General features: G+C 58.9%; 15 protein-coding genes. 11 read left to right on the forward strand and 4 right to left on the reverse strand.

Annotation, left to right across the window (positions count from 1 at the left end; all coding sequences use genetic code 11):
- The first annotated feature begins 2 nt into the window (after window positions 1-2).
- From MHM86_RS06515 to pdeM, 11 genes are all read left to right on the forward strand, one after another.
- Window positions 3-689: an OmpA family protein gene (locus MHM86_RS06515; RefSeq protein WP_239197200.1), complete on the forward strand. Its 687-nt coding sequence runs from the start codon at window positions 3-5 to the stop codon at window positions 687-689.
- Between the two features lie 297 nt (window positions 690-986).
- Window positions 987-2,351: an AAA family ATPase gene (locus MHM86_RS06520; protein ID WP_239197202.1), complete on the forward strand. Its 1,365-nt coding sequence runs from the start codon at window positions 987-989 to the stop codon at window positions 2,349-2,351.
- 41 nt (window positions 2,352-2,392) lie between these two features.
- Entirely contained in the window at window positions 2,393-3,850 is a 1,458-nt protein-coding gene (locus MHM86_RS06525; protein ID WP_239197204.1) for a CpaF family protein, read from the forward strand.
- 5 nt (window positions 3,851-3,855) lie between these two features.
- Entirely contained in the window at window positions 3,856-4,824 is a 969-nt protein-coding gene (locus MHM86_RS06530; protein ID WP_239197206.1) for a type II secretion system F family protein, read from the forward strand.
- A 12-nt stretch (window positions 4,825-4,836) separates the two neighbouring features.
- Window positions 4,837-5,793, forward strand: coding sequence for a type II secretion system F family protein (locus MHM86_RS06535; protein ID WP_239197208.1), 957 nt, complete (start codon window positions 4,837-4,839; stop codon window positions 5,791-5,793).
- 20 nt (window positions 5,794-5,813) lie between these two features.
- The gene (locus tag MHM86_RS06540) at window positions 5,814-6,389 is read left to right on the forward strand and encodes a tetratricopeptide repeat protein (protein WP_239197210.1); all 576 of its coding nucleotides are present in this window, start codon (window positions 5,814-5,816) and stop codon (window positions 6,387-6,389) included.
- Between the two features lie 30 nt (window positions 6,390-6,419).
- Entirely contained in the window at window positions 6,420-7,283 is an 864-nt protein-coding gene (locus tag MHM86_RS06545; RefSeq protein ID WP_239197212.1) for a lipopolysaccharide assembly protein LapB, read from the forward strand.
- Between the two features lie 2 nt (window positions 7,284-7,285).
- Window positions 7,286-7,825 carry a prepilin peptidase gene (locus MHM86_RS06550; RefSeq protein ID WP_239197214.1) on the forward strand — a complete coding sequence of 180 codons (540 nt, stop codon included), beginning with the start codon at window positions 7,286-7,288 and terminating at the stop codon, window positions 7,823-7,825.
- A gap of 137 nt (window positions 7,826-7,962) precedes the next feature.
- A complete protein-coding gene (locus MHM86_RS06555) occupies window positions 7,963-9,285 on the forward strand; it encodes an ATPase (protein ID WP_239197216.1) in 1,323 nt (440 codons plus the stop codon).
- Between the two features lie 49 nt (window positions 9,286-9,334).
- A complete protein-coding gene (locus tag MHM86_RS06560) occupies window positions 9,335-11,773 on the forward strand; it encodes a ligase-associated DNA damage response DEXH box helicase (protein WP_239197218.1) in 2,439 nt (812 codons plus the stop codon).
- Window positions 11,774-11,847: 74 nt separating this feature from the next.
- Window positions 11,848-12,537, forward strand: a complete 690-nt coding sequence (gene pdeM, locus MHM86_RS06565) for a ligase-associated DNA damage response endonuclease PdeM (protein ID WP_239197220.1) — start codon at window positions 11,848-11,850, stop codon at window positions 12,535-12,537.
- Between the two features lie 11 nt (window positions 12,538-12,548).
- Here pdeM and MHM86_RS06570 read toward each other — a convergent pair whose 3' ends face one another.
- From MHM86_RS06570 to MHM86_RS06585, 4 genes are all read right to left on the reverse strand, one after another.
- Window positions 12,549-13,409 carry a LytTR family DNA-binding domain-containing protein gene (locus MHM86_RS06570; protein ID WP_239197222.1) on the reverse strand — a complete coding sequence of 287 codons (861 nt, stop codon included), beginning with the start codon at window positions 13,407-13,409 and terminating at the stop codon, window positions 12,549-12,551.
- A 306-nt stretch (window positions 13,410-13,715) separates the two neighbouring features.
- Window positions 13,716-14,606, reverse strand: coding sequence for a bifunctional methylenetetrahydrofolate dehydrogenase/methenyltetrahydrofolate cyclohydrolase FolD (gene folD / locus MHM86_RS06575; RefSeq protein WP_239197224.1), 891 nt, complete (start codon window positions 14,604-14,606; stop codon window positions 13,716-13,718).
- 14 nt (window positions 14,607-14,620) lie between these two features.
- Window positions 14,621-15,502 (reverse strand): bifunctional 5,10-methylenetetrahydrofolate dehydrogenase/5,10-methenyltetrahydrofolate cyclohydrolase, encoded by an 882-nt coding sequence (locus tag MHM86_RS06580; protein ID WP_239197226.1) that lies wholly within the window; start codon window positions 15,500-15,502, stop codon window positions 14,621-14,623.
- A gap of 127 nt (window positions 15,503-15,629) precedes the next feature.
- Complete coding sequence (locus MHM86_RS06585) at window positions 15,630-17,306, reverse strand: formate--tetrahydrofolate ligase (protein WP_239197228.1); 1,677 nt, start codon at window positions 17,304-17,306, stop codon at window positions 15,630-15,632.
- Between the last annotated feature and the right edge of the window lie 102 nt (window positions 17,307-17,408).

Raw genomic sequence — 17,408 nt, forward strand, 5'->3', positions numbered from 1 at the left:
AGATGACTTTCAACCTGCACTCCCCTGCCCGTTTTCTGTCGCGCGGCCTTGCCCTGACCCTGTGTTCGGCACTGGCACTTTCGGCCTGCACCACCAACAGCTACTCCAGCCTGACGGGCGAAGCGGGGGCGCTGGTCTCGGGCGGTGATTTCGGCAATGCAACGATGCACAACACGCTGGCTCAGAATGGCGAACGGCCCTTTGTCATCGATTTGGCCAAACGGTTCGCCCAAGAGGTTCCGGGCACAGTGAACTTCGCCTTCAACTCGGCCCAGATCGACGCAGAAGCGGCTGAGGTGCTGAATGTACAGGCGCGTTGGATCCGTCAGTTCCCTGAGGTGCGCTTTACCGTCTTCGGCCATGCAGATGCGGTGGGATCTGACAGCTACAATCGCTCTCTTGGCAAACGCCGCGCCAATGCGGTGGTGAACTATCTGGTGCGCCACGGCGTCAGCCGCAAGCGCCTGAAGGCCGTGGTCAGCCATGGCGAATCCCGTCCCCTGATCGTGACGGAATCGGCCGAACGTCGCAATCGCCGCACGGTGACCGAAGTGTCGGGCTTTGTGCAGGATGCGCCACTGGTTCTGGATGGCAAATACACGCAGATTGTGTTCCGCGATTATGTCGCCAGCGCCGAGGTTCCGACAACGCTGACGGGTCTGGAAACCGGCATCGCTGCTGCGAACTGATCGCCGGATAGGCACTGAATTTTAGACGGGGGGCTGTTTTAACAGCCCCCCGTTTGCATTTTAGCCCCCCAAAATGCCGCGCGCCCGCCCCTAAGGCCTGCCGCAATTGCCCCTGAACTGCCCCAAACAATTCCGCACAAATACGTTTTTTTAGCCCCAATTCCGCCCACATTGAGCGTGATCTTAGCCCTACTGGGAGCAGTGTGTTCGGCTATGCCGGACGGGTTGCAACAGGACGGGATCATAACGCCATCAAGGCAACCGCCCCGTTGCATTGTAAATGTAGGACATGAGGCTATGACGAGTAACGACTATACCGAAGCAGAGGTTCCACCGATCCTCGCCTGTACCATCAGCCGTGATGTGCAGAACTTTGAACTGTTGATCGACGACATGGAAGACATCATGGGCGAAGCCTGGGGTGATCTGGGTGTCGATGATGCCATTCCTTATTTCCAACAACCCGACGCCACTGCGCTGGAATTTGTTGCCATTGCGGTTGATCACGACGACGAACAGAATCTGATCGCGCTGGGTGATATCATCGCCGCCGCCAAGGAGCGGATGATCAAGGTGATCCTGATCACCCATGAGGTGACGCCGGGTGCGCTGCATCAATTGCTGCGTCAGGGCGCCGATGAATTTGTTCCCTATCCCCTGCCCGAAGGTGAGCTGCTGGCCGCGGTCGAACGTGTCCGCGCACCGGACCCTATCGTGCTGGAAACCTATGAAGAATCCGTTGAGGCCGAAGCCCCTGCTGAAGAGGCTGCGCCTGAAATCGCGGCCGATGCGCCCGCAGAACCTCCGGCTGATGCGCCTGCGGAGGCCGCGCCCGCCGCGCCCGCACCCGTTCCTGCGCCCGCTGTACAAAAATCCAGCGGCGACCATGAGGGCGTGGTGATTGCGGTGCAGGGTCTGGCCGGTGGCACCGGTGCGACGACATTGGCCGTGAACCTCGGCTGGGAACTGGCCACTATTGCCAAGAAGAAAGAAACCCCGCCGCGTGTCTGCATTCTGGATCTGGATTTGCAGTTTGGCTCTGTCTCGACCTATCTGGATCTGCCGCGCCGCGAAGCCGTCTATGAGATGCTCAGCGATACCGAGGCGATGGATGCCGATATGTTCGCACAGGCCCTGACGCCCTTTGACAGCAAGATCGACGTGCTGACGGCACCTGCCGACGTGCTGCCGCTGGATCTGGCCGAACCCGAAGACATCCAGCGTCTGATCGACATGGCGCGCAAGCATTATGACTATGTGATCATCGACCTGCCCAAAACGCTGGTGCAGTGGACCGAAACCGTTCTGCAAGCCGCCCATATCTATTTCGCCACGATCGAAATGGACATGCGGTCTGCCCAGAACACCCTGCGCCTGAAACGGGCTTTGCAGGGCGAAGGGCTGCCCTTTGACAAGCTGCGTTTTGTCCTGAACCGGGCCCCCAAATTCACCGACCTCAGCGGCAAATCACGGGTCAAGCGTCTGGCGGACAGTCTGGACATCAAGATCGAGGTCCAACTGCCCGATGGTGGCAAGCAAATCGTGCAATCAGGCGATCACGGCACCCCTCTGGCGCAGTCCGCGGCGAAAAATCCGCTGCGCAAGGAAATCGTCAAACTGGCAGCCTCGCTGCACAAACTGAAACAGGCGGACGGCAACTAAGCCGCCCGCCCTAGCGAAGACGTAAGAAAAGGGGGACTGCGATGTTTTCTAAATACAAAAAGACCGGCAAACCCGCATCGGCCAAAGTCGTCGAGCTGCCAAAAACAGACGCAAAAGCCGCTGCCCCTGCAGCCCCCCCTGCTGCGACCACCGCCCCTCAAAGCCCAATGCGCCGCCCCACCAAGGTGGCCGCGCAGGTCACGCCGATGGACAAAGAGCGCAAGCGCAAGGACCGTTTGAACGACATCAAACTGGACCTGCACCACACGCTCTTGGACAACCTGAACCTTTCCGCGCTGGAAACCGCCAGCGAACAGGATCTGCGGGCCGAAATTAACGCGATCAGCAATGAAGCACTGTCTGAACAATCCATCGTGCTGAACCGCGATGATCGTCAGATCGTTTTTCAGGAACTTTATGATGAGGTCACAGGCCTTGGCCCGCTGGAGCCATTGCTGAAAGATGAAAGCATCAGCGATATCCTGATCAATGGGCCCAAGCGGATCTTTATCGAACGCAACGGTAAGCTGGGACTGAGCGAAGTGTCGTTCAAGGACGAAAAGCACCTCTTGCGGATCATCGACAAGATCGTTTCCGCTGTTGGTCGTCGGGTTGATGAATCAAATCCCTATGTGGACGCCCGTCTGGCCGATGGGTCGCGTTTCAACGCTATGGTTGGCCCGATTGCGATCGACGGTTCGCTGGTGTCGATCCGTAAGTTCAAAAAGGACAAGCTGGGCATTGATGATCTGGTCGGCTTCGGCGCCTTTTCTGAAGAGATGGCCGCCTATCTGCAGGCCGCTGTGGCGACCCGCCTCAACATCATCGTTTCAGGCGGTACAGGGTCCGGAAAAACGACCACGCTCAACGCGCTGTCCAGCTTCATCGACAACTCTGAACGGATCCTGACGATTGAGGATACCGCCGAACTGCAGCTGCAACAGATCCACGTTGGCCGCATGGAAAGCCGCCCCCCCAACGTCGAAGGCAAGGGGGAAGTATCCCCCCGCGACTGTCTGAAAAACGCCCTGCGGATGCGTCCAGACCGCATCATCGTGGGGGAAACCCGCGGCGAAGAGGTGATCGACATGCTGCAGGCGATGAACACGGGCCACGATGGGTCCATGACCACAATCCACGCCAACAACCCCCGCGATGGCATCAGCCGTCTGGAAAACATGATCGCGATGGCAGGGATCGAAATGCCGCTGAAAGCAGTGCGCACGCAGATTTCATCGGCGGTGAACCTGATTGTGCAAGCCTCGCGTCTTCAGGACGGATCGCGCCGGATGACCTCGATCACTGAAATCACTGGTATGGAGGGCGACGTGATCTCGATGCAGGAGGTGTTCCGCTTCCAGCGTGTGGGACTGACGCCGGATAACAAGATCATGGGCCATTTCACTGCAACAGGTGTGCGCAGCCACTTCTCTGAACGGTTCCGCCTTTGGGGCTATGACCTGCCGGCGGAGATCTTTGAACCTATGGCGGCGGAGTAATCAACATGTCTGTCCCCATCGAAGTTGTCATCTATGGCCTTGTCTTCATTGGTGTTCTGGTAATTGTCGAAGGCATCTACCTGACGATGTTCGGCAAATCCATCAGCCTCAACAGCAAGGTGAACCGCCGCCTGGACATGATGGAACAGGGCAAACACCGATCCGAGGTGATGGACACCCTGCGCAAGGAAATGTCCCAGCATATGCAGTGGACCAACTTCCCCGTGTATTCGCTGCTGGCGTCCAAGGCGCAGAAGGCGGCACTTGCGTTTTCCCCAATGCAGCTCATTGGTATGATGGGCGCGCTTTCGGTCATGGCCTTTGTGGCCTTGACCGTTGGTACAGCGACCGATCTGGTGGTGCGCGCCGGCATTTCGGTGGCGATGGGCGTTGGTGGCATCTTTATCTGGGTGTCGATGAAGGCCAAAAAACGCATGTCGATGATCGAAGAGCAGCTGCCAGACGGCATCGAACTGATGGTACGTTCGCTGCGCGTTGGTCACCCGTTCAACTCTGCGATCCAGATTGTCAGCCGTGAAATTGACGATCCCCTTGCCAGTGAATTCGGCATGATCGCAGATGAGGCACAATATGGCCGTGACGTGGGCGAGGCGTTGCAGGAAATGGCCGACCGTCTGGACATGCAGGATCTGCGTTTCCTTGCGGTGGCAGTGACGATCCAGCAGCAATCGGGCGGCAACCTGGCAGAGATCCTAGATGGTCTGGCCAAGGTGATCCGCGCCCGTTTCCGCCTGTTCCGTCGGGTGAAAGCGATCACCGCCGAAGCGCAGTGGTCGGGCAAGTTTCTGTCCGGTTTCCCCCTGATGGCACTGGTGGGCATCAACCTTTTGGAACCCAACTATTATGACGAGGTGATGGACCACGCCATGTTCATCCCTGCCTGTGTGGCCGTGGGCGTGTTTTTGGCCGCCAACATGTTCGTCATGCGGATGCTTGTAAATATCAAGGTCTAAGGAGGGCTATAGATGGACATCCTCAGCACAATCTTCGGCGGCGGCCTGGGGCCTCTGTTTCTTGTCGGCTTCCTTGGGGTCGCGCTGATCCTTGGCACCTTGCCCTTCCTGATCAACACCAAACCCGATCCGCTGGACAAGCTGAAACAGACCGTGCGCGCCGATGCCGCTGCGGCCTCAGCGGGGGGCGGGTTGCGCCCCCAAAACAGCAGCGCCAAACAGCTGGAGAAGTTTTCTACCTTCCTACAGCCGCAGGATGCCGAAGAATTTTCGGAAATGCGTCAGAAAATGATGCGCGCGGGGTATCGTAGCAAAGAGGCGGTGATGATCTTCCACTTCGCCCAGTTTGCGCTGGGGCTGGGCCTCTTGGCTGTGGGACTGATCTATTACCTTTTGGTGAAATCCGGCCCCGATGCCACCGCAACGCAGATGATGATGTGGGTCCTTGGCCCCGGCTGTGTGGGCTACATGGCACCGAAATACTGGATCACCAAACGCCAGCAGGAGCGTCAGGAACAAATCGTCCAAGGTTTCCCTGATTCCCTCGATATGATGCTGGTCTGCGTAGAGGCCGGTCAGTCGATGGATCAGGCGATCATCCGCGTCAGTCGTGAAATCCGCAGTTCATATCCTGCCCTTGCCGATGAATTCGAGATTGTCAGCCAGCAGATCAAGGCGGGTATGGACAAGGCCAACGTTCTGAACGAAATGGCCGAACGCTGCGGTGTACAGGACGTCTCCAGCTTTGTGACCGTTCTGGTGCAATCGCAAAGCTTCGGTACCTCCATCGCCGAGGCGCTGCGGGTTTACGCGGGCGAAATGCGCGATAAGCGGGTGATGCGGGCCGAAGAAAAGGCAAACAAACTGCCCACCAAGATGACATTGGCGACAATGACATTGACGGTGCCGCCCTTGCTGATCATTCTTGTTGCACCGTCGGTCGTAGGGATTACTGCGCTCGGCCAATAAAGCCTGAAAGAGCAGAGCAGATGAAACGACCTATCGGCGTGCGCGCCTCGCTTGTCACGGGACTATGTGCCCTGACCCTAACCGCCTGCACTGCAGGCGGTTTCAGCCCGTCCGAGGATCAGGTTTTTGCCCCCGGCGTTGATCGACGTGGCGAAGCGGTTGATGGGTTGGTTGTTGGCGGCCGCCTGATGGATGCCGGCGAATACGAATTGGCGATCGAGGCCTATACCCGCGCAGCCTTGGTGCATGGGATGAACGTCGATGTGCTGGCAGGCCTTGGCAGCGCCAATCTGGCGCTGGGGCGTTTAGGGCAAGGCGAACGTTTGCTCCGCCGCGCGGTGGCCAAGCCTGAAGCCAGCCCAGAGGTGTGGAACAACCTCGGCGTACTGTTGTTGGAAAAGGGCGCTATCGGCGAAGCCCAGCTGGTCCTGCGCAAAGCCTTTGCCCTGGACAATGGCGCCACAGACGCGATCCGTGACAATTTGCGCAAAGCCCTCGCAAAAACGGAAAATGCGGTCTATGATGCCCCAAAAGAAGAAGATTATAAATTGGTACGACGTGGCAGCAGCGATTACCTGATCCGCGCGATACCATAACAGGCAAGAGCAGTTGAAGGACGCAGGCACATGCGCCACCTCATTCGTTTTACCCCCCTGCGCGTCACCGTTTCGGTACTCGCCTTATTCTCGCTGAGCGCATGTGACGAACTGCGCGGCGGCAATCAGGTTGACCGCGCGATATCTGCCATTAACGCGGTAGATGAAAACAACCTCTCTGACATCATGCTGACCGTGGCAGATGCAGATGAGGCCGTTCGTTATTTCCAGCGCGCTAGTCAGGAAAATCCCGGCCGGATCGACCTGAAACGTGGTCTGGCCCAATCCCTTGTGCGTGCCTCCCGCGCAACCGAGTCGGTGGCGGTCTGGCGGCAAGTGACCTCAATGGAGGGGGCGACACAGAACGACGCGGTGGATATGGCCGATGCGATGATCCGATCCGGTCAATGGGATGAAGCAGACCGCGTTCTGGACAGCGTGCCCCCCACCGTGGAAACCTACAAGCGCTACCGACTGGAAGCGATGGTCGCGGACAGCAACAAGGAATGGCAGAAGTCCGACAGTTTCTATGAGACTGCCGTTGGCCTGACCACCCGGCCCGCAGGCGTGTTGAACAACTGGGGCTATTCCAAACTGACCCGAGGCGATTATGCCGACGCAGAACGTTTGTTTGCAGAGGCGATCAAAAATGATCAGTCGCTGTTTACCGCCAAAAACAACATCGTTCTGGCCCGCGGCGCGCAACGTAACTATTCGCTGCCCGTCATCCCAATGAGCCAGATCGAACGCGCCCAACTGTTGCACACCATGGGCCTAAGCGCGGTCAAACAGGGCGATGTGCGCACCGGTGAAAGCCTGCTGCGCGAGGCAATCGACACCCATCCCCAACACTTTGAGGCAGCGGTGCGCGCACTTCGGGCGCTGGAAAGCTGACCATGATGCCGAATCTGATGTACTTCCTCTGGGGTGATGCGTCAGGTCTGGCGCAGGGGCAGCTAGCGGGGCTGACGTTTTTCATTCTCACCCTGCCCCTGTGCATTTGGGTCGCAATGAGCGACCTCAAACACATGCTGATCCGCAACAACGCTGTACTGGCACTCGCCGGGGTTTTTGTCGTAGCTGGTCTGTTCCTGATGCCCTTGCCCCAGTACGGCTGGCAACTGGCGCAGCTGGCCATTGTGTTATGCGTGGGCATTGTGATGAACGCCCTTGGCATGCTGGGGGCAGGTGACGCAAAGTTCGCCGCCGCTGCTGCACCTTATGTGATGCTGGGGGACATACGCTTTGTGGTGCTGCTGTTTGCGCTGATCCTGTTGGGATCAGTCGCCACCCACCGTCTGGCCCGTGCCACACCATTGCGCACCCTCGCCCCTGACTGGGCCAGCTGGGAGCGGAAGAAGGATTTCCCCATGGGCCTTGCCCTTGGCCCAACCCTATCTGCATATCTGGCATTGGCCGCGATTTACGGCAGCTAAAACGCATACAATGCAAAGCAGGGCAAATGCCCCGCAGGCGCACAGGTTTCACCCTTTTTCTGCCATGATCTGCCGCCACCTTTGCCCAAAGCCGCAGCATCATCTGCGCGCAGATTCTGGCCAAAGGCGTTGTAACCATGACCATGCAAACACCTGTTCCGGCGCGCACTCGCGTTACGCCCCCACCTGCCCCGGCGGGACTCGCCGATATGCAACTGCCGATCACTATGATGCGGGACATCCTGCTAAAGACATGTTTCCGCAAATCCCTCAGCACATTGACAGAGATGGCAGAGTCCACCTGCCTGCCGCGCAACGTGGTGCAGGAGCTGATTGATCTGTGCCGTGAACAGAAACTGATGGAAGCGATGGGCACCTTGCATGCCGGTGCGGGTAATGAAATGGCGTTTCAACTGACCGATGCCGGCAAATCGCGCACGCAGGACGCGCTGGCGCAATCCGAATACTACGGTGCCATGCCCGTGCCGCTGGAGGTTTACCGCCAGCAGATCAAACGCCAGTCAATCCGTGACATCCAACTGACTCGCAAACAGCTGACCGATGCGATGGGCCATCTGGTGCTGCCACAGGACCTGTTATCAAACCTTGGCCCCGCTGTCAGTTCTGGCCGATCAATCCTGATGTATGGCCCGCCGGGCAATGGGAAATCTTCGATCTCCAACGGTATTCGCGACGCGATGGGGGATAAGATCTATGTCCCCCTCGCTATCGAATACGCCGGTCAGGTGATCACTGTTTATGACCCCATCGTGCATTCCAAGGCTGAGGCAGAGGCGCAGGATCCAAACTCCCTACGACGCAAAAAGGGATTTGATACCCGCTATGTGCGTTGTGACCGCCCCACCGTGATCACTGGTGGCGAATTGACGCTGGATATGCTGGATCTGACCTACAACGCTACCGCCCGCACCTATCAGGCGCCGCTGCAGCTGAAGGCAACAGGCGGCATCTTCATCGTTGACGACCTTGGCCGGCAGCAGGAACCGCCGCAGTCGCTGGTCAACCGCTGGATTGTGCCGCTGGAAGAGTCAAAGGACATTCTGGCCCTGCAATCAGGTGAGAAGTTCGAGGTCCCGTTTGACACGCTGGTGGTGTTTTCCACCAACTTCCACCCCAACAAGATCTTTGACCAAGCGGCGCTGCGCCGGATCTTCTACAAGATCAAGATCGACGGACCGGATCAGAAGAACTTCCTCAAAATCTTCTCTCTTGTGGCGAAGAAGAAGGGGATGCCGCTGGCAGAGGATGCACTGGTGCACCTACTGCACCGCAAATATCCCTCCATTGACAACATTTATGCAAATTATCAGCCGGTGTTTCTGATCGACCAGATGATCTCGATCTGCGACTTTGAAGGGATCCCCTATCAAATGACGCCAGAGCTTATCGATCGTGCATGGGCAAACATGTTCCTCAAGGACGAGGATATCGTGAAGTAACCGGCCATCTCACTGGTCAAGCAGATCACGCCGCCCTAGCTTGGGCGGCATGACCGCCCTACCCCCACATATCCCAGAGCAACCTCTGCCCGCACAGATCAGCACCTGGTTCACCGATCAGGGTTGGTCCCTGCACCCGCATCAGCGTGATATGCTGGCGCGCAGTGCGGAGCCCGCGCAATTGCTGATCGCGCCCACAGGTGCGGGCAAAACGATGGCGGGGTTTCTGCCTACATTGACGGAACTGGCGGACGGTGGGTACGACGGGTTGCACACCCTCTATATCTCCCCACTGAAGGCGCTGGCCGCAGACATCAAACGCAACCTGGAAACACCGGTGGCGGGCATGGGCCTGCCGATCCGCATTGAGGACCGCACCGGCGACACCCCGAACAGCCGCAAACGGCGTCAACGGGCCGATCCGCCCCATATTCTGCTGACCACACCAGAGAGCTTGGCGCTCCTCATGTCCTACGAGGATGCACCGCGTATTTTCCAAGGGTTGCAACGTGTTATCGTGGATGAGATTCACGCACTCGCCGAAAGTAAGCGTGGCGATCAGCTGATGCTGGCGCTGTCACGCCTTACGGCGCTCTGCCCTGATTTGCGCCGCGTGGGGCTGTCGGCCACCGTCGATGATCCCCGCGCAATTGCCCGCTATCTGGCCCCCACAGGCTGCGCCATTGTGCGCGCGGATCCCGGCCCTGCGCCGGACATCACCATGTTGCAAACGACTGAGGCCCCGCCATGGGCGGGCAGCGGTGCGGCCTATGCGATCCCTGCGGTGCTGGAACAGGTGAAACACCACAAAACCACACTGATCTTCCACAATACTCGCGCGCAGGCTGAGATTTTCTTTCACAATCTGTGGCTGGCCAATGACGATGCCCTGCCGATCGGTATTCATCACGGATCTCTTGACCGTGCGCAACGCGAAAAGGTAGAGGCGGCAATGGTCGCAGGCGACCTGCGCGCGGTTGTCTGTACCGGATCTCTGGATCTGGGGATCGACTGGGGCGATGTGGATCTGGTGATCCAGATCGGCGCACCGAAGGCTGTGAAACGGCTGGTGCAGCGCATTGGCCGCGCCAACCACCGCTATAACGCCCCGTCCAAAGCCATACTGGTCCCCGCCAACCGGTTTGAGGTGATCGAATGCCTCGCCGCGCTTGAGGCCGTGCAGGAGAACGATCTGGACGGTGATCCCCGCCCTTCTGGACCGCGCGATGTGCTGTGCCAGCATATCCTGCTGTGCGCCTGCTCCGGCCCCTTTGAGGCAGACACGTTATATGCAGAGGTCACACAGGCTGGGCCATACGCCGATCTGGCCCGCGCGGCGTTTGACGACTGCCTGACCTTCTGCGCCACCGGCGGCTATGCCCTGCGCGCCTATGACAAATGGCAACGGTTACAACAGCGCCCCGACGGCAGCTGGCAGCTGCGCGATCCCCGCAGTGCAGCCGTGATCCGCCAGAACGTCGGCACCATTCAGGACACCGACAGGCTAAAGGTCAAAATGCGCGGGCGTCATGGCACACCGTTGGGGGAGATTGAGGAGGGATTTGCCGCCTCTCTCAGCCCCGGTGATACATTTCTGATCGGCGGGCAGATCGTGCGCTATGAGATCTTGCGCGAAATGGTGGTGCAAGTCAGCCGCGACAAGGGGCGCAGACCCAAAGTCGCCACCTTCATGGGCAGCAAGTTCGCCACCTCCACCCAATTGAGCCAGCGCATCCTGCATCTGCTGAACCAACCGGACTGGCCCACCCTGCCCGCCCACACAGCCGACTGGCTGCATCTGCAACGACAGATGTCCGAACTGCCCCGCCCCGATACACTGCTGATCGAAAGTTTCCCCCATGATGGGCTTGCACACACCTGTATCTATGGCTTTGCAGGGCGCAACGCGCAGCAGACGCTCGGCCTCCTTGCCACCCGCCGGATGGAAGAGATGGGGCTCGGCCCCTTGGGCTTTGTGGCGACGGATCAGGCGACGCTGATCTGGGGGCTCGAAGCATTGCGCGACCCTGCCCCGCTGTTTGATCTGGCCACGTTGGAGGACGGGCTGGAGGGCTGGCTATCCTCTAACGCACTGATGAAGCGTAGTTTCCGCACTGTTGCCACCATCGCAGGGCTGATACAGCGCAACATTCAGGGCCAGCGTAAATCAGGGCGACAGGCGACTTTTTCCTCCGACATCCTGTACGACACGCTGCAACGTTATGACCCGGATCACCTCTTGTTACAGATCACACGACAAGAGGCGCTGAGCGGGCTGATCGACTTTGCCCGTTTGCGCGATCTTGTGGCGCGCGTTGCAGGTCGGATCAACCACCGCCATCTGGATCGTATCACCCCGCTGGCCGCGCCGCTGCTGCTGGAGGTGGGCCGCGTCCGTATCGATGGTGAGGGGCGCGAACGTCTGCTGCGTGAAGAGACCGCGAAACTGATGGCAGAGGCGGGGCTGATGGACGCAGGACTGGCTTAGGCAAGAGTGGCGGAAATCTGATCAGCCATAGCGAATCTCTTGCAGCTCAAGATTTGGTGTGCACACTCTTAGGTATGAGCAGATATTCCTTCACCCTCGCCGGACAAAGTATGGAAGCCATGCCATCTGGGGCCCTCTTCTGGCCCGAGCAGAGCCTGCTCTGCGTGTCCGATCTGCACTTTGGCAAAAGCGAACGGATCGCCCGACTGGGCGGCGCGATGCTGCCCCCTTATGACACACGCGACACGCTGACCCGGCTGGAAAAGGACCTGACCCGCACCAAAGCACGTTCGGTGATCTGTCTGGGCGACAGTTTCGATGATTCCATCGCCGCGCGTGGCATCAGTGAGCAAGAGTTCACATGGATCACCCGCCTACAGGCCGGCCGTCACTGGGTCTGGATCGAGGGCAATCATGATCCCGGTCCCTTGGCGATGGGCGGCACCCATATGGCCGAACTGCCACTACCACCGGTTCAGTTCCGCCATATCGCCGTACCTGGCAGCGCGGCCGAGATTTCGGGGCACTACCATCCGAAGGCACAGCTCAAGACCAAAGCAGGCACCCTGAGCCGCCCCTGTTTCCTGATTGACAGTGATCGGGTGATCATGCCCGCCTATGGCAGCTACACGGGCGGGTTGATGTGCGATGATCCGGCGCTGGTAGGATTGATGCGACCAGAGGCGCTGGCGGTATTGACCGGCGATGTGGCGCAGCCAATACCGATGCCCGGGCGACGCAGCTCCATACATGATGAGATCTGAGGCCGCGCCAATCAAACAGAGGTGTTGAACCGAGCGAGGATGCCTTCGTCCTCCAACCGTGTGCGCGCACTGCGGCTGACAGGCACGCGACGGCCTGTTTCCAATATCAGGTACATCTTGCCTTCTTCACGCAGCACGCCAGTGATCGCCTCTTTGGCAACCCAATGAGACCGGTGGGTGATCATGCCCGCAACCCCATCCATTTCCGCCACCGCATCGCTGAATCGCATGCGCAAAGAAATCAGCGCCCCTGCCAGTTCCACATCCACAAAGTGATCGCGTGCAGACAGATGCAGAATCATTCCTGTGGTACCAGCAGGCAGCCGTTCATAAAGACGCGCGGGCGCTTCTACAGCCACCTCTGATGCATTTTCTGACGTGGGCGCCTGCATGCCGAAGGCATCAAAAGCCACCGCTGGTCCCGACGCGGGCGCCGAGGCGACCAGCAATTCGGGATGCGCCGTGATCAAGCGCAGGGCAGAAAACAGGGACGCGACCATAAAGACAAGGCCGAGCACCTTCACGTAAGGCGCCGTCCCGCCTTGTAAGATCTCCAGCGGATAGAAGAGACTGAGCATATAGACCACAGGGCTAAGCAGCACAGTAAAGCCAGCGACATGCAGCACCTCGCCCAGACTATCAGAGGCGTTGGGCAAATAGTGCTCACGCATGTCACGAATAACCGTGCTAAGCACGACCGACGTCGCGCTAATCACCGCCCAGAAAAGGGTGCGCTGACACAGTACAAGGCTGGAATAGGTATCAAACGGCCCCATGATCACACCCGCCACCACAGCCAGCATCCAGATGCTCAACACGCGCGGCGCGATCAAGCGCCGAACTGCACGTTTTACAGACTTCGATAGGGTCAAAATCGCACCGTCTACTTATTTTCCATCACGCCCTCATAGGGAGAATTCCCAACAGGCGATCTGCTTCTAGGATATAGTACGTATGCACGCGCCATCCTGTTAGAGACTAGGGGGAAAAAGTCACATCAGGCACCAAAGCAGAAAAAATCGTGACACCCTCTGTCACGACGCTCCGAGGCGCAGCGATTGGTGATATTTGGTGGAAAAATGCGACCGTTTGGCCCGGTCAACATGTCGGTTCGCCCGGTCAATTCTGGGCAAAACAGGGCGCCAGTTCAATCGCGGGCGCCCTGCCGAATCAGGGGTTTAGGCGGTCAGGCCTTCCGGCTCTGCCAGACCGTTGGCACGGCAGCAGGCGGTCACAGTGTTGGCCAAGAGGCAGGCGATGGTCATCGGACCGACACCACCGGGAACGGGGGTGATGGCACCGGCCACCTTGGACGCGCTTTCGAAATCGACGTCACCGACCAGTTTGTTTTTGCCGTCACGCTCGATCCGGTTGATGCCCACGTCAATCACGGTGGCGCCTTCCTTGATCCAGTCGCCGGGCACCATTTCGGGGCGGCCTACAGCGGCAACGACGATGTCGGCCTGTTTCACCACACCGGGCAGATCCTTGGTGCGCGAATGGGCGATGGTCACGGTGGCGCTGTCGTTCAGCAGAAGCTGCGCCATCGGTTTGCCAACGATGTTCGAACGACCAATCACAACCGCGTTCATACCAGAGATGGAACCATGATAATCACGCAGCATCATCAGGCAACCCAGCGGGGTGCAGGGGACCATGGATTTCTGGCCGGTGCCGAGCAGACCCACATTCGAGATGTGGAAGCCATCGACGTCTTTTTCCGGCGCGATGGAGTTGATGATCAGATCTTCGTTCAGGTGGCCGGGCAGCGGCAACTGCACCAGAATACCATGAACAGCAGGATCGTTATTCAGCTGGTCGATCACCGCCAGCAGATCTGCTTCAGACGTGTCGGCATCCATCTTATGCTCATAAGAGTTCATGCCCGATTCAACGGTCTGTTTGCCCTTGGAGCGCACGTAAACCTGACTTGCGGGATCTTCGCCCACCAGCACCACCGCCAGACCGGGGGTGATGCCGTGCTCTTCCTTCAGACGGGTGACATGTCCCGCCACCTGTTCGCGCACTTTGGCCGCAAAGGCCTTGCCGTCAATCAATGTTGCAGTCATCTGCCTACCCTCTTTTAAACGTCGGTCCGGGCGTAGCTGTCCCGGTAGTGATCTTTCTGCATCCGTGTTGCCAACACGGCGTTTTTCATCAGTGTCGCCACAGTGACCGGACCAACGCCGCCCGGCACAGGGGTGATCCAGCCGGCCACTTCGGCGCAGCTGTCAAAGTCGGCGTCGCCCACGGTCTTTCCATCCACGCGGTTGATGCCAATGTCAATTACTGCCGCGCCGGGTTTGATCATGTCGCCCGTGACCAGACCGGGTTTGCCCACGGCCACGAACACTGCGTCCGCGGCGCGCGAGTGCATTGCAACCGAGCGCGTCATGTGGTGGCATACGGTAACCGTCGCGCCCAGACCCATCATCAAGAAGGCGATGGGCTTACCAACGATTTCGCTGTGGCCGATCACGGTGACGTTCAGACCTTCCATTTGCAAAGGCAACGTCTTCAAAATCTCAACCGCCGCGACGGCAGTACAGGGGCCAAGCGCCAGATCGTTATAAACGATGTTCCCGATCGAGGCGGGGTGCATACCCTCCACATCCTTCAGCGGGTGCACGGCTTTTTGCAGCGTTTTCACCGGAATATGGGCCGGCAGCGGACGCTGGATGATAATACCGTTGACGCGCGGGTCGCCATTCAGGCCCTGCAGCACACCGGTCAGCTGTTCCAGCGAGATATCTTCGGGATAGTTGCGCGCCTCAAACTGCACACCGGCGCTTTCGGCCGAACGTTGCTGGTTGCGCACATAAAGCTCAGAGGCCGCCATATCGCCGACGCTGATCGACACCAGACGCGGCTGCCAGCCCTGTTCGGCCAGTGCGTTGGCCTCTACGGCCACCTCGTCACGCATCTTTTGGGCGATGGCCTTGCCATCAATGGTTTGCGCTCGCATCGGGGTATTTCCTTCTTCGTTCAGGCGTTTCTGCCTTTATGCGGGCTTCGTCGCATGAGGCGCACATTCCGCCCCAAAAGGAACAGCCCAGAGCGTAGGCTCTGGGCTGTTCGGGATCAGCGCCTGATTAGAACAGGCCTTCGATCAGACCTTCATCGTTCAGGCGGATGCTTTCCGACGCAGGTTTGCGGGGCAGACCCGGCATCGTCATGATCTCACCGCAGACAACCACGATGAAGCCAGCACCTGCGGACAGGCGTACTTCGCGTACCGGAACCGAGTGGCCGGTGGGCGCACCGCGCAGCGAGGGGTCGGTCGAGAAGGAGTACTGGGTTTTCGCCATGCAGACCGGCAGGTTGCCGTAGCCCGCGTCTTCCCACTCTTTCAGCTGGTTGCGGATTTTGTTGTCCGCCAGCACTTCGTCAGCACGGTAGATACGCTTGGCGATGGTTTCGATCTTCTCGAACAGCGGCATGTCGTCGGGGTAGATCGGTGCGAAGTTGGCAGTGCCACCTTCAACGATTTCCACAACTTTTTCTGCCAGCGGTGCGGAGCCTTCCGAACCCAGTTCCCAGTGACGCGACAGAACTGCCTCAACACCGTGCTCTGCACAGTAGTCTTTTACAGCCTGAACTTCGGCGTCGGTGTCGGTGACGAAGTGGTTGATGCCCACAACAACCGGCACCCCGAAGGATTTCACGTTCTCAATGTGGCGGCCAAGGTTGGCGCAGCCGTTCTGAACTGCTTCGACGTTTTCTGCACCCAGATCCGCCTTGGCAACGCCGCCGTTCATTTTCATTGCGCGCACGGTGGCAACCAGCACAACCGCGGACGGTGCGATGCCTGCCTTGCGGCACTTGATGTTCATGAACTTCTCTGCGCCGAGGTCCGCACCGAAGCCTGCTTCGGTCACAACGTAATCCGCAACTTTCAGCGCGGTTTTGGTTGCGATGACCGAGTTACAGCCGTGCGCGATGTTGGCGAACGGGCCGCCGTGGACGAAGGCAGGGTTGTTTTCCAGGGTCTGAACCAGGTTGGGCTGCATTGCATCTTTCAGCAGAACAGTCATTGCACCCTCTGCTTTGATGTCGCGGCAATAAACCGGGGTCTTGTCGCGGCGGTAGGCTACGATGATGTCGCCCAGACGCTTTTCCAGATCTTCCAGATCGTTGGCCAGACACAGGATCGCCATAACCTCAGAGGCAACAGTGATATCGAAACCGGTTTCACGGGGGAAGCCGTTCGATACGCCGCCCAAGCTGGCAGTGATCTGACGCAGGGCGCGGTCGTTCATGTCGACCACACGGCGCCATGCAACGCGACGGATGTCAATCTCGCACTCATTGCCCCAGTAGATGTGGTTGTCGATCATCGCCGACAGCAGCGAGTGGGCCGAGGTGATCGCGTGGAAGTCACCAGTGAAGTGCAGGTTCATCTCTTCCATCGGCACAACCTGTGCCATGCCGCCGCCCGCTGCGCCGCCTTTCATGCCGAAGTTCGGGCCGAGAGACGCTTCGCGGATACAGATCATGGCGTTTTTGCCGATCTTGTTCAGGCCGTCGCCCAGACCCACGGTGGTGGTGGTCTTACCTTCGCCCGCCGGGGTCGGGTTGATCGCGGTCACCAGAATCAGCTTGCCGTCTTCGCGGTCCTGAACCGAGTTGATGAAGCTCTGGCTTACCTTGGCCTTGTCGTGGCCGTAAGGCAGCAGGTCCGCCGCGGGGATGCCCAGACGGTCACCGATTTCTTGAATCGGTTTCTTGTTGGCCTCTCGGGCGATCTCAATATCAGTCTTAAAGCTCATGGGTCGCCCTCCCGGCGTACTTGAGTGATCTTTCTTCTCACCCAAATAACGACGCGTCACGAGGGGGTGCATCGCGAAATCCGACATTTCCGGCACGGCTTG

This window comes from Thalassobius sp. Cn5-15, from assembly GCF_022347685.1.
GTDB lineage: Bacteria > Pseudomonadota > Alphaproteobacteria > Rhodobacterales > Rhodobacteraceae > Thalassobius.